This is a genomic window from Silanimonas algicola (genome assembly GCF_054777375.1).
On the sequence record NZ_BAAHAS010000003.1, the window covers coordinates 678487 to 692151 of the forward strand.

The following is a 13665-nucleotide window of genomic DNA, read 5'->3' on the forward strand; positions in this document are numbered from 1 at the left end:
TCGGTTTCGGGGGGGTGGAAGTCAATCCACTTCGAGGTGAAGGGCGTCCATCCACAGGGGGGCACGTGCCCCGTCGCCGCCGCCCATCGTGTGCCCGCCGCCTTCGGGGCTCAGGCCGCGCCAGCCGCCGTCCCAGTCCCAGGTGGTGGCGTGCACGACCAGACCCCGGAGATCCGTCGGATGGCCGAGCGCCGCGGCCGGGAATTCGAAGCGGACGAGCTTCCGCGCCTTGTCGACGGCGATGCGCGCGCCCGGCACCAGCGGCGTGCCGTCCGCGCTGGCGTGTGCGCCCTCGGCGCTGAAGGCGGCATTGCTCCAGCCGTGCGTGCGCAGCCGCACCTGCCAGCGGCGGCCGTCGGGCAGGGTCGCGTTCTGGCCCGGCATCGTTGTGGCGCCGTCGCTGCGGCCGGGCAGGGAGAGGAAGACCGAGAAGGCCACGTGGTCGAAGCCGTTCGCGGGGTTCCAGCTGTCCAGCACCTCGCCCATCGCCAGCTCGACCGCCAAGGCGCCGCCGGAGCCGAACACCCGCATCCCGCGCAGGTCCATGCTGGCCTCGCCGGCGTAGCTCGGGTCGGTGGGGTAGCGGTAGCGGCCCTCGGGGCCGGCGTCATCCCCTTCCGGATCGGTGGCTTCGGCCAGCAGGGTCCAGTCGCGCTCGACGCGGAAGGTGTGGCCCGGCGAGGCGAGGCCGTCGCCGGCCAGCACCACCACGCGGTGGGTCGCCTTCGGGTCGATGAAATCGTCGGTCGGCACCGTCTCGCGCCAGCGCCCATCCGCATCGGCGATCAGGCGCTGCGCCCGCACCAGGTCGCCGTCGACGACGAGCGTGCCGTCGCGTCCCGGCGGCAGGGTGCCGGTGAGCACGAGTGTGTCGCGGACGACCTCGGGCAGCGGATCGAGGGTCGGGGCGGCGGCCGGCCCGGTCGCCGCCGCGCCATCGGCCGTTCGCGGCGCCGGTTCCACGCGCCAGACGCCACCGGCGCGGGCCGGCAGTTCGCCCAGTGCGCGTCCGTCGGCACCGGCCTGCAGCACCGGGCCCACGCCGTCGAGGGTGAGCAGGGGCACGAGGCGCGCGCCCGGCGGCAGGCCATCGAGGTCGAGCAGGCGCCGGTCCTCGGCGGTGTTGAGCAGCACCACCAGCCGGTCGCCGTCGGTGCTGCCGGCTTCGGCATCGCCCTGCATGGCCCAGGCGATGACGCCCGGCCCGGCGCCGTCGGCGGCGAGGACCTCGGGCCGCGCGCGCGACAGCGCGGGATGCGCGCGGCGCAGCTCCACCATGGCGGCGATCTGCCGGTACAGCGGATGCGTGGTGTCGAAGTGGTCGCGCCCGCCGCTGCCGAAACCGGCGGCGAACATCGCGTCGCGCTGGCCGCGGAAGCCCTGCTCGGTGCCGTAGTAGAGGACCGGGATGCCCGGCAGGGTGAGCATGGCCAGCAGGGCCTGCTTCAGCGCCGGCTCGCCGGCGCCGGCGAGGAAACGGTCGACGTCGTGGTTGTCGACGAACGTGGGCATGCGCCACGGGTCGGCGTGCACGGCCAGCGTGCGCTCGATGCGCCAGGCCAGCTCGGCCGGGGCGTGCCCGCGGGCGAAGACGTCGCCGAAGGTCCCGTACATCGGGAACTGGATCATCGCCGGGAGGCCGCCCTCGACGCGCTGGTAGGCGTCGATCTTGCGCATCTGCACGTCCTCGAAGGGCTTGTCGATGCCGAAGCCCTCGCCGAACAGGTGGAAGCGCGGGTTGCCGGCCGCTTCCGCAACACGCAGGACGCCGGGGGCCTTGGGGTCGTCCGCGTGCAGGAAGTCGGGGAAGAAATCCGGTTCCACGTAGAAGGCCGTGTCGACGCGGAAGCCGTCCACGCCGACCTTCGTGATCCAGTCGCCGAAGCTCTTGCGCAGCGCGCGGCGCACCACGGGGCTCGAAGTGTTCAGGTCGTCCAGGCCGGCCATCTGGAAGGTCAGTTCCTGCACCTTGTCCGTGTAATCGCGGACCGGCGGGGTCCAGTGGTAGACCGACAGCGCGCGCTGCGCCGGGTCGTTCGGGTCGTTCTGCGAGAACGGCCACTGCGTGGGGCGGTCCATGGGCCGGCTGCCGCGGGTGCGGCGCCACGAGTGGGTCGCGTCGCCGGCGCGCCAGTCGTCGTAGGCAAAGAAGTTGCCCATGTGGTTGACCACGATGTCCTGCACCAGGGTCATGCCGCGGGCGTCCAGCGCCCGGCCCAGCGCCACGTAGTCCTCGAGCGTGCCGTAGTGCGCGTCCACGGCCGAGACGTCGCTGGCCCAGTAGCCGTGGTAGCCGGAGAAGCGGGCCTCGTCGTCCCACCACTGGTTGGCCACGGGCGGGGTGATCCAGAGCCCGGTGACGCCGAGGCCGGCGATGTAGTCGAGGCGCTGGGTGATGCCTTGCAGGTCCCCGCCGCTGTACTTGGACCCGTCGGCCGGGTCGAACACGCCGGCCCCCTGGTCGTTGTTGGCCGGGTCGCCGTCGGCGAAGCGGTCGATCATCGCGAAGTAGAGGACCTGGTCCCGCCAGTCCACGGGCGTCGACGCCGGGCCCGGCGGGCCGGGCGGGACCGCCGCCGCGACGCCGGGCGTGGCCGCCAAGGCAAGGGCCAGCAGGGCCATCGGTAGGCGCCGCTGCCGGGGGAGGGTCGGGGTCATCACCGGGCTCCGCTGGACGGGGTGATCGATTGTGTCTTGCAAGACAATCGTTAAGAGTCCATGAATACGTATGCAGCCAAGCGATCGTTTTGAGTCGTAGCACTAACATGAACAAACCGTGACGCACGCCCATGCGCGCCGTCACGATCGACCGCGCCGCAAGGCGTCAGATCCAGCCCGAGTGTCAGGAGATGGGAATGTTGAACCTCAAGCGCGACATGCTGAGCGTGGCGCTCGCCTCGGCCATCATGGCCATGGCGGCGAACGCCCAAGCGCAGGCCCAGGCGGCCGCGGAAGACGACGAGAAGGCCGGCGAGGCCGACGTCAAGGAACTGGATGCGGTGGAAGTCCGCTCCGGCATCGTCGCCGGCATCGAGAACGCCATCGACTCCAAGCGCGATGCGCGCTCGATCGTCGAAGCCGTTTCCGCCGAGGACATCGGCAAGCTCCCCGACTTCTCCATCGCCGATTCGCTGGCGCGCCTGCCGGGTGTTACTGCCCAGCGTGTACGCGGCCGCGCCACCGACATCAACGTCCGTGGCCTGTCGGGCGACTTCTCCGCCACCACGTTGAACGGCCGCGAACAGGCCAGCATGGGCATCAACCGAGGCGTCGAGTTCGACCAGTACCCGGCCGAGCTGATGAAGCAGGTGCTGGTCTACAAGACCCCGCAGGCCGGCCTCGTCGGCCAGGGCCTCTCGGCCACCATCGACCTGCAGACGATCCGCCCGCTCGACTTCGACAAGCGCACCGTCGCCGTCAACCTGCGCGCCGACCGCAACCAGCTCGAGGACTCCAACCTCCACGGCGAGCGCGGCAGCGTCACCTACATCGACCAGAACGAGGCCCGCACGCTTGGCCTCGTCCTCGGCTACGCCTACCTCAACACCCCGGGCCAGTCGAACAGCTGGCGCGCCTGGGGCTACGACGGCACCGGCCTGCTCGAAGGCGCGACGATCCAGTCGCGCTTCTCCGACCAGGTGCGCGAAGGGTTCAACGCCACCCTCGAGTACCGTCCGAACGACGCCCATCGCGGCGCGCTCGACGTCTTCTATTCGCAGTTCGACTCGAGCACCACGCAGCGCGGCATCGAGATCGGCCTGGGCAACGGCGGCTACCTGACCAACTCGGGCGTGGTCCGCACACCGAACAGCTTCAGCTGGACGGGGGCGAGCCCGGTCTTCCGCACCGACAAGTACGACAGCGAGGACGACCTGCTGTCGGTCGGCTGGAACCACGAATGGACCATCAACGAAGCCTGGAAGGCCACCGCCGACCTGAGCATCTCGAAGGCCGAACGCAACGGCCGCAACTTCGAGAGCAACGCCGGCCTGCCGCCGGGATCGCCCGGCACCACGCTGACCGCCACCTTCAATCCGGGTGGCTGGTACGACATGGACTACGGCATCGACTTCAACGATCCCGCGCAGCTGCGGCTGTGGGACCGCGGCGGCTGGGGCGGTGACGGCTTCGACAAGCCCTACCAGATCAACGACGAGATCCAGCAGGCGCGCGTCGACTTCGAGCGCAGCTTCGAGTCCGGCTTCATCAGCTCGCTGGAATTCGGCGCCAACCTGACGATGCGCGAGAAGGACCGTTTCGCCACCGAAGACCGCCTCTGCATCAACTCCTGCTCGCTGTCGAACCAGACCGCGCCCTATCCGGCGGGCGGCAACTTCGCCTTCGGCTTCTTCGGCATCCCGTTCCTGCCGAGCTTCGAGCCGTCGGCGGTGGACTATGCGCGCCAGAGCCGCTTCGCCGAGTTCGGCGGCGCGCGCAAGAGCTTCGGCGTCGAGGAAGACATCACGACGGCGTACATCCAGGCCAACCTCGACACCGAGTACGGCTCGATCCCGCTCTCCGGCAACATCGGCGTGCAGGTGCAGCGCGTCGACCAGACCGGCTTCGGCCGCATCACCTACAACGGCAACGCCGAGGGTACGCCGTTCGAGGTCAGCGACAGCTACACCAAGGTGCTGCCGTCGCTGAACCTCATCGCCGACCTGCCGTGGGAGCAGAAGCTGCGCTTCGGCGCCGCGCGCCAGGTGGCCCGTCCGCGCATCGACGATCTCTCCGCGGGCTTCGGCTATGGCGTCAACCAGACGGCCCCTGGTGGCGCGCGTTGGGAGGCCGGCGGCGGCAACCCGACCCTGCGTCCGTGGGAGGCCGACGCCCTCGACCTGTCGTGGGAGAAGTACTTCGGTGGCCGGGGCTACGTCTCGATCGCCTACTTCCACAAGGACCTGCTCAACTACGTCGCCAACCAGTCGGTGCCCTTCGACTTCACCGGCCTGCCGGTCCCCGATGGCGTGACGACGCTGCCGGCCTCGCGCATCGGCGTCTACACCCGCCCGGTGAATGCCGAGGGCGGCACGATCAAGGGCTTCGAGTACGCCCTCTCGCTGCCGTTCGACATGCTGTGGCAGCCGCTCGAGGGCTTCGGCCTGCAGGCGAGCTACACCGACACCGCGACGAGCATCGACCCGCGCGTCCTCGGCGTGCCGCAGCTGCCGGGTTTCTCGAAGTACACGTCGAACGTCACCCTGTACTGGGAGCGCTTCGGCTGGGGCGTCCGTGCCACCCGCCGCACGCGTTCCTCCTACGTGGGCGAAGGCGTGAACGTCTTCCTCGACAGCGAGCGCTCGGTGATCGGCTCCGAGGAGATCGTCGACTTCCAGGTCAGCTACACGGTGCAGGAAGGCCCGGTGAAGAACCTCGGCTTCATCTTCCAGATCAGCAACCTGACGGACGAGCCGTTCACCCGCAACTTCGGTTCGCCGACCCGCCCGCAGGAGTACGTGGAGTACGGCAACAACGCCCTGCTTGGCATCAGCTACAAGTTCTAAGCGTCCTGGCGTCGCGCCCCCGGCCGGTCCCGCACCGCCCGGGGGCTTTTTTTCGTCCCGAGGGCGCGCCACGCTGGCCCCGTCGCCTCGCCCCCGCACACCGGAGCTCCCGATCCATGGCAAGCAGCGGCACCGCATCGAACCCAATGTCCCGCCCTCGTCCCCGGTTGTCGTTCTGGCAGATCTGGAACATGTCGTTCGGCTTCCTCGGCATCCAGTTCGGCTTCGCGCTGCAGGGCGGATTCGTCTCGCGCATCTTCCAGACCCTCGGTGCGGAGAAAGACGCCTTGCCGCTGCTGTGGATCGCCGCGCCGCTGACCGGCCTGCTCGTCCAGCCCATCATTGGCTACCTCAGCGACCGCACCTGGCACCCGATCCTCGGCCGGCGCCGACCCTATTTCGTGATCGGGGCGATCCTCAGTTCGATCGCTTTGCTGTTCATGCCGCACTCGCCGGCGCTGTGGATCGCCGTCGGCACGCTGTGGGTGCTCGACGCGTCGATCAACGTCAGCATGGAGCCGTTCCGCGCCCTGGTCGCCGACAAGTTGCCGGAAGACCAGCGCAGCTACGGTTTCGTGGTGCAGACGCTCATCATCGGCATCGGCACCTGGGTGGCGAGCAACCTGCCGTGGTTCGTCACTCAGATGGGCGTGAGCAACGAAGCCGCCCCCGGCGTCGTGCCACCTTCGGTGCAGGTGGCCTTTGCGATCGGCGCCTTCGTGTTCCTGGCGTCGATCCTCGTCACCGTGTTCACCACGAAGGAGTACCCGCCGGAGGACCTCGCCACCTTCGAGGCCGAGAAGCAGCAGGGACGGTTCTTCCGCGACATCGTGCACAACGTGGTGCACATGCCGCGGCAGATGCGCCGAATCGGCATCGTGCAGTTCTTCAGCTGGTTCGCCTTCTTCTCGATGTGGAGCATGGCGACCCCCGGCCTGACCGAGCACGTGTTCAACGCGCCGGCGCCGGTCGCCAGCGCCTACGACATGGCAGTGCCGGAGCAGGCCGCGGGGTTCGCGGCGGCGAACAAGGCCTACCAGGACGCCGCCGACCTCGTGGGCGTCGCGATGGGCTGGTACGGTCTCTCGTCGATGGTCGTGGCGCTTCTCCTGGCGTTCTACGCCTCGCGCTTCGTGCTGAATCGCCGGGCGGTGCACGCCGTCTCGCTGGTGTCGGGGGGGCTTGGCTTCCTGTCGATGTACATCGCGCCGTCACCGGAGTGGCTGAAGTTCGGATTCGTCCTCGTCGGCGTGGCCTGGGCCAGCATCCTGTCCATGCCCTATGCCCTGCTCGCCGGCTGCCTCGAGGACAAGCGCATGGGTGTCTTCATGGGCCTGTTCAACATGTTCATCGTACTTCCGCAGATCGCCGCGGCCCTTGTGCTTGGCCCGCTGGTGAAGCAGGTGTTCGACAACCATGCGATCTACGCGCTCGTCCTCAGCGGTTGCAGCCTCTTGCTGGCCGCGGGGTTCCTCCTTCGCGTCAGCGAGCGTCCGGTACTCGAACCGGTGCCGGAACCCGCGCATGGATGAGCAGCGTCGGAGCGTGATGGCGGCGCTCCTTGCGCTGGGCGTGCTCGGCGCCGCGCCGCCGGCCAGCGCGCAGACGGTGGCCCGCGCCACCAGCGCGGCCCAGCGTCGCCATCGCCGACTGCAGGGCGCGGAAGCGCAAGCGCTGTTCGACGCCGTGTTCGCCCACCTCCCGGCCGCGCAGCGCGAGGTGCTCCGCGACCCGCGGCGCGAGGTCCAGATCGCGCTCACGCGCATCGAGCGCGAGGCGGACGGTGGCGCGCGCTTCGCGACCGCGACGTTCGGCGTGCAGCGGCAGCGTTGGTTCCCCGCGGCGAGCGTCGTGAAGTTGCCGATCGCGCTGCTGCTGGCCGAAGTCCTGGAGGCGGCGAACCTCGGCTTCAATGCGCGCATCGTTCTGGCCAGCCCGCCGCGCAGCGGCCATTGGGACGCGTCGGAGCCGCTGGCCGAGACGGTGTGGCAGACGCTGTGGCGCCTGCTGGTCGTCAGCGAGAACGTGCCGTACAACCGCCTCTACGAGGTGCTGGGCCCCGACCGGATCCATGCGCGCCTCGCCGAGCTGGGTTTCGACGATGCACGCATCATCTCGCGGCTCGGCTCGGCGGATGCACGGTTGAACCAGCAAACCGTGGCTTCGCGTATCGACGCCCCGGAGCGCGGGCCGGGCGGCGAGTCGGCCTGGGTGCCACGCTTGAGCGCCGACGCACGCCGCGCGGCGCCGCGCCGGTTCCCCTTCGGTGCGGCGCTGAAGGCTGCGGACTGGCAGGACGACCGCGGCCGCATCCAGAGGGGCCCGCGGGACTTCGGCACGGCGAACTTCCTGCCGCTCGAGGACGCGCATGGGATGCTGATGCGCCTCGTTTTCCCCGAGGTCGCGCGCCGCTCGCAGCGATGGGCGCTCAGCGCGACGACGCGCCTTTCCCTGCTGCGCATCATCGGCCTGTTCCCGCGCGAATCCCCACTGCTCGCCACCGGGACGCACGCACCCGCGGCGTTCGGCGACGGCTTCGCGAAGTTCTTCGTCGTGGGTGACCGTGACGCCGCGCCGCGCGGCTTCCGTAGCTTCGGCAAGACCGGCGAAGCCTTCGGCCACCAGGGCGAAACGGCGTTGCTCACCGACGCCGACGGGCAGTGCGAGGTGCTGCTGAGCGCGAACGTCTACGCGAACGCCGACGGCGTGCTCAACGACGATCGCTACGAGTACGACACGCTGGGCCGTCCGTTCCTGGCGGCGCTGGGCCGCGCCGCGCTGGCGGCCGAAATGGAAAGGCCGCGCCCGCATCGTGCCGGCGCGGCCTTCCTCCCGTTGGTGCTGGGCTTGGGTTGACCGCCGCCCTGAGGCGGTCCCCGCGTCGATCGATCAGTACTTCACCGAGCACCCGTACGGCTGCGTGGTGCCGCGAGCGACGGCGCGATTGGCGGCGAGATCGCCGAGCGCGGCTTCGACGTACTGCGTCGAGCCGGGGATGTCGGCCGGATCGGCGCTCGGGTTCGAGTCGATCGCGCCGTTGTAGCGGAGCACGCCCGCGCCGTCGATCACGTACATGTGCGGCGTGGTCTTCGCGCCGTAGGCCTTGCCGACGGTGCCATCGTGGTCGAGCAGGAAGGCGGTGGGCGTGGCCTTCCACTCGCCGAGGATGGCGTTGGCCTGCTCGGCGTTGACGTGGCCCTGCTTGCCTGGCGCGGAGGAGTTGATGGTCAGCCAAACCACGCCCTTGCCGGTTGCGTCGTTCTGCTGGCGCTGCATGTTGCCGGCGCCATAGTGCTTCTTCACGAACGGGCATTCGTGGTTGAACCACTCGAGCACGACGGTCTTGCCGGCGAAGTCGGCCAGCGAATGCGCGGTGCCCTTCGTGTCGGTGAGGGTGAACGCCGGCGCGGGCTGGCCGACGGTGGCGACGGCATGGGCGCCGCCGGAAAAGGCAAGGGCGGCGCCGAGGGTGGCAGCGAGCAGGGTCTTCATCGGATGGCTCCGTGGTGGGAACGTGGGGAGGACAGCGTGGAATGGCGGGCGGTTGGCGCGGGCGACGAGTGCGTCATGGCGCACGGGCGTCCTCGGCCGGCAGCGAGACGTGCAGAGCGCGCCAGCGGCCGTCCTTGCCCTGGGCGCCGATCACCCAATCGATGCGCTCGGGCATCCGGTCGAAGTACTCGCTGGCCGGATGGCGGAAGCGCAGCGCGCCGTCGGGCCCGAGCCGGGCCTCGATGCGCGTGGACGTGACGATCTGGGGCGTTAGCGGGAAGACCTCGATCCGGGTGGCGCCGCGCAGCATCGTGTCGGCATCGTCGAGCTGCGTGGCGACGTGCGTCGCATCGCGCCAGCTGTGCCCGCTCTGCACCCGGGGCGCCACCGGCACGCGCGCCGCCGTCGCCGAGAAATCGGCCGCATCGGAGGACGCGCGCGGCGCGGCTTCGACCGGCAGGTCGAGCGTCAGCGTCGCCTCGTCGGGGATGCAGGCCTCCTCGCAGATCAGCCAGCGCGCGCGCAGCGTGGCGCGGAACCGCGAGCCGGCGATGGCGTTGGAAGGCACGCGCAGGGTGGCAGGCAGCAGCAGCGCATCGCTGTAGCCGAAGTTGGTCAAGCCGCTCGCCAGGAGGCGCTCGGGCAGCGGCCATTGGATCGCGCCCGCGCTTGCGCCCGGGGGGAGGGTCCAATCGAAGCGCGTGGGGAGACCCGAGTCGCCGGGGTTGGCCCAATACGTGTGCCAGCCCTCGTCGTGGAGGATGCGCAGCCCCGCCTTGAATGCCTGACCGGGCGCGACCGCCGCGTGGTCGGCGACGAGGGCGACGCGGGCATTGAGCGTCGGTGTCAGGTGGGCGTCGGAAAGCACCGACGAGGCGCCGGCCATCGCGATGGCGCCGAAGAGCGCGCGGAGCAGGACGTTTCGTGGCACGGGAGCGTCGGGATGGGCGTCGAGTTGCACAGCGTCGCCATTCGAGGTGAAGCGCGCGTGCAGGCCCGTCACCTCGCCGCCACGCACTGGCGACAACACCTGCACGCGAAACGCACGCAGGGCCCACGGTGGCTTGGGCAAGGTGAGCTCCGTGCACACCGCACGCCCCCATCCCAGGAGTTGTCCATGCTCTCTTTCGCGCACCGCTCGCTGCTCACCCTCGCCGTTGCCACGGCCGTCGCCGTGCCCGCGGTCGCCCACAACCATGGTGGTGACAAAGCTCCGGGCACCATCGTCGACGTTGCTGCCGGCAACGCGGACTTCGAGACCCTCGTCGCCGCCGTGAAGGCCGCAGGCCTGGTCGAGACGCTCAGCGGCCCCGGCCCGTTCACGGTGTTCGCCCCGACCGACGAAGCCTTCGCCAAGCTGCCGGCGGGCACGCTCGAGGACCTGCTGAAGCCGGAGAACAAGGCCAAGCTCACGGCGATCCTCACGTACCACGTGGTGCCCGGCAAGGTGCTGGCCGCCGACGCGGTGAAGCTCGACAAGGCGACGACGGTGAACGGCGCCGAAGCGGACATCAACGTCAGCGGCAGCACCGTCACCATCGACGGCGCGACGATCACCGCCACCGACGTGCCCGCCAGCAACGGCGTGATCCACGTGATCGACACGGTGATGCTGCCGGAATAAGGCTTGCCCCCAAGGGAGCCCGGCGACTCGGGCTCCCTCGCCTCAGGCCACCTCGGCCGCGAGGCGTTCGGCCTGCTCGCGCCATGCCGCCAATCGCGGCGTGAGCCCGGCGGCGTCCACCCAGGCGTCGTCCAGCGCGATATCGCCGACGAGCGCGCGAGCGAGATGCGTCGTGCCGACAACATCGAGGCCGCGTCCGGGAGAACGGCCCGGCGCATGATGGAAGGCCACGGCTTCGACCATCTCCATGGGCAAGCCCCACAGCGCCATCAATCCCGCGCCCAACAGGGCCACGCGGGGTGCCGCCTGCCACAGTTCCCCCGGATGCGGGGGGGCATTCAACAACGAGCCCGGCAACTGCCGCCCGAGGTCGGCGAGCAACGCCGCGCTGCCCGCGAGCCCCGCGTCGCGTGGCGTCGCCGCGATGCGCATGGCCAGCGTCGAGGCCAGCAAGGCACGCGTCTGCGCTGCTTGGGCATCGCCATCGCCGAGCCGGCTGAACACTTCGCTGGCTAGCACGAGCTGCACGAGCGTTTGCAGCCCCAAGCGCTGCGTGGCCACCCCGAGGTCGAGGATCGGCCGGCCCCTGGCGTACAGCGCCGAGTTCGCGACCCGCAACACGCGCGCCGCGAGCACCGGATCACGTCGCAGCACCTGCACGGCCTCCTCGGCGCCGGCGTTGTCGTCGGCCGCGACCATGCGCAGGCTGAGATAGGCGCTCGGCGAGGCCGGCAGGCGTTCCACCTGGCCGAGTTCAGCCCGCAGGGCGGGGTCGCGCAGCAGGCTGCGCACGGTCAGCACGCGGCGCATCGCGGCGCGCACGGTGCCGGCATCGAAGGGCGCGGCCACCACCTGTTGCACGGCGGGCTCGGCGGCAAGACGCTCGCTGCGCCGCGCGTCGAAGCCGGCCGGCAGGACGAGCACGCGCAGGGCCTCGGGGCAGGCGCGCTGCACGCGTTGCAGCAGCGTGGCCCCGTCCATGGCGCCCGGGTCGGCACTGGTGAAAACCGCATCGATGCCACCCAGTTCCGCTTCCTCGAGCACCTGGTCGGGCCGCAGGCCATCGACGACCACCCAGTCGCGGGGCAGTTGGGCAGCGAGGCGGCGCAGGTCGCCGTACTGATCGGGGTGGTCGACCAGCGCGACGCGCAGGCTCATGCGTTCTCGGCGTCGGCCAGCTTGTCGTGGATGCGCTGCCACTCCGGCAGCTTGTCGCGCAGTCCGCTCGCGTCGAGCCAAGCCTCGTCGAGCGGGATGCTGCCGACGAGGGCGTGCGCCACGTGCACGGCGCCGGGGATCCAGAAGCCGCGCTGGCGGCTGCGGGTGGGCTCGAGGTGGAAGGCGACGCCTTCGACGATCGGCATCGGCAGGCCCCAAAGGCCGAGCAGCCAAGCGCCGGCGTCGGCATAGCTGGCGTTGCCGTCCTTGCCGTAGGCGTCCTTGAAGCCCGGCAGCAGGCGGCCGAGCTCGGCGAGCATGGCGGCGGTGGCGGCCATTTCGGCGCTCGGGCCGGGCAGCAGGCGGGCGGCCAGCTGTGACGCGAAGAACGCGCGGCGACGCACCGTCTCGGCGTCGGGGCCGTTGTTCGCCGAGAGGGCTTCCGCGGCGAGCACCACGCGGCGCAGCGTCTCGAGCCCGAGCCGGACGACCGCGGCCTTGAGGTCGGCGACGGGCCGCCCGCCGGAGAAGAAGGCCGAGTTGCAGACACGCAGCACCTTGGCGACCAGCGCCGGGTCCTTCGTCAGCATCGACACCACCTGCGCGGCGCCCACGTTCGGATCGGACAGTGCCTTCGAGATGGCGAGGTAGGTTTCCGGCGAAGGCGGCAGCTGGGCGATGGCACCCACCTTCGATTTCAGGTCGGGATTGTCGAGCACTTCGAACAGCTCGCCGATGCCCTCCACCGCATCCACCATGGCGTTGGCCTGCAGCGGCAGGCCGAGATGGCGGTGGGCGATGTCGATCGCCGCCGCGCTCGGCTCGGCGCCTGGTGGCAGCAGCAGCAGGCGCACGGCGGTCGGATTCTTCTCGCGTGCACGCCGCAGCACGTCGATGCCGCGGGCTTCGCCGCCGTCGACGGCGACGACATCGACGCCGTGGCCCTCGAGCAGTGCCTGGGCCTCGCCGGGTTCGGCCACCCACTGCACGGTCCAATCGAGGCCGAGGGCCGTCAGCGTGGCGGACAGGTCCGCGCTGCGCTCGAGATCACGGCCGACGATCAGGACCAACATGCAGGGGCTCCTTCTGGCGATACGGCCGCGATCGTGGCGGCGCTGATGCAGTGCAGGATACGCCCGGCGGCCGCTCCGCGTCGTGGAAGGGGGCCACAAAACGCGAACCCCGGCGCGAGGCCGGGGTCCGGGGGCGACCGAACGTGCCGAGTCGCCGGCCGCCGCGCCGGTGGTGCCCAGCGCGGGCTCAGAACTTCGGCTTGTCCGCGTCCGGGGTGTCGTTGTAGCGCGCCACGCCGTCGAGGATCTCCTTGATCGCCGCGTCCTTGCCTTCCCAACCTTCGACCTTCACCCACTTGCCCTTCTCGAGGTCCTTGTAGTGCTCGAAGAAGTGGCCGATGCGCTCGAGCCAGTGCTGCGAGACCTGGGCGATGTCGGTGATGTGCTCGTAGCCCTTGAAGACCTTCGGCACCGGCACGGCGAGCAGCTTGGTGTCCTCGCCGGCCTCGTCGGTCATCTTCAGCATGCCGACCGGGCGGCAGCGGATCACCGAGCCGGGCACCAGGGCCAGCGGCAGGATCACCAGCACGTCGACCGGGTCGCCGTCGCCGCACAGGGTGTGCGGCACGTAGCCGTAGTTGCAGGGGTAGCGCATCGGGGTCGACAGGATGCGGTCGACGAAGATCGCGCCCGTCTCCTTGTCGACCTCGTACTTGACCGGCTCGGCGTCCTTCGGGATCTCGATGATGACGTTGATTTCGTTCGGCACGTCGCGGCCGGTCGGGACGAGGCTCAGGCCCATGGCGGTTCTCGGAAGGGGTCGGAAAGAGGCGGCGGAGGATACCCCAAGGGCGCTGAATCCGGGCTCGAACCG

10 protein-coding genes are annotated in these 13665 nt (G+C 70.3%); 4 read left to right on the forward strand and 6 right to left on the reverse strand.

Annotated features, from left to right (window positions below; genetic code table 11):
- Positions 1-21: 21 nt before the first annotated feature.
- Positions 22-2658, reverse strand: a complete 2637-nt coding sequence (locus ACYVAK_RS13105; RefSeq protein WP_461061694.1) for an alpha-amylase family glycosyl hydrolase — start codon at positions 2656-2658, stop codon at positions 22-24.
- A gap of 197 nt (positions 2659-2855) precedes the next feature.
- Between ACYVAK_RS13105 and ACYVAK_RS13110 the strand changes: the two genes are divergently transcribed.
- From ACYVAK_RS13110 to ACYVAK_RS13120, 3 genes are all read left to right on the forward strand, one after another.
- Complete coding sequence (locus tag ACYVAK_RS13110; RefSeq protein WP_461061696.1) at positions 2856-5504, forward strand: TonB-dependent receptor; 2649 nt, start codon at positions 2856-2858, stop codon at positions 5502-5504.
- 146 nt (positions 5505-5650) lie between these two features.
- Positions 5651-7036, forward strand: coding sequence for an MFS transporter (locus ACYVAK_RS13115; RefSeq protein ID WP_461061698.1), 1386 nt, complete (start codon positions 5651-5653; stop codon positions 7034-7036).
- Positions 7029-8360: a serine hydrolase gene (locus ACYVAK_RS13120; protein WP_461061700.1), complete on the forward strand. Its 1332-nt coding sequence runs from the start codon at positions 7029-7031 to the stop codon at positions 8358-8360. Before ACYVAK_RS13115 ends, ACYVAK_RS13120 begins: the two co-directional genes overlap by 8 nt.
- A 33-nt stretch (positions 8361-8393) precedes the next feature.
- Here the strand turns inward: ACYVAK_RS13120 and ACYVAK_RS13125 are convergent, their stop codons facing one another.
- A complete protein-coding gene (locus tag ACYVAK_RS13125) occupies positions 8394-8996 on the reverse strand; it encodes a thioredoxin family protein (protein ID WP_461061702.1) in 603 nt (200 codons plus the stop codon).
- Between the two features lie 73 nt (positions 8997-9069).
- Positions 9070-10068 (reverse strand): protein-disulfide reductase DsbD domain-containing protein, encoded by a 999-nt coding sequence (locus ACYVAK_RS13130; protein ID WP_461061704.1) that lies wholly within the window; start codon positions 10066-10068, stop codon positions 9070-9072.
- A 45-nt stretch (positions 10069-10113) separates the two neighbouring features.
- On the opposite strand from ACYVAK_RS13130, the gene ACYVAK_RS13135 reads away from it, so the two are divergent.
- Positions 10114-10620: a fasciclin domain-containing protein gene (locus tag ACYVAK_RS13135; RefSeq protein WP_461061706.1), complete on the forward strand. Its 507-nt coding sequence runs from the start codon at positions 10114-10116 to the stop codon at positions 10618-10620.
- A gap of 42 nt (positions 10621-10662) precedes the next feature.
- On the opposite strand, the gene ACYVAK_RS13140 is transcribed toward ACYVAK_RS13135, so the two are convergent.
- From ACYVAK_RS13140 to ppa, 3 genes are all read right to left on the reverse strand, one after another.
- Positions 10663-11778, reverse strand: a complete 1116-nt coding sequence (locus ACYVAK_RS13140; protein WP_461061708.1) for an HDOD domain-containing protein — start codon at positions 11776-11778, stop codon at positions 10663-10665.
- Positions 11775-12851, reverse strand: coding sequence for an HDOD domain-containing protein (locus ACYVAK_RS13145; RefSeq protein WP_461061710.1), 1077 nt, complete (start codon positions 12849-12851; stop codon positions 11775-11777). Before ACYVAK_RS13145 ends, ACYVAK_RS13140 begins: the two co-directional genes overlap by 4 nt.
- Before the next feature lie 187 nt (positions 12852-13038).
- Positions 13039-13593, reverse strand: coding sequence for an inorganic diphosphatase (ppa, locus tag ACYVAK_RS13150; RefSeq protein ID WP_461061712.1), 555 nt, complete (start codon positions 13591-13593; stop codon positions 13039-13041).
- Positions 13594-13665 lie beyond the last annotated feature (72 nt).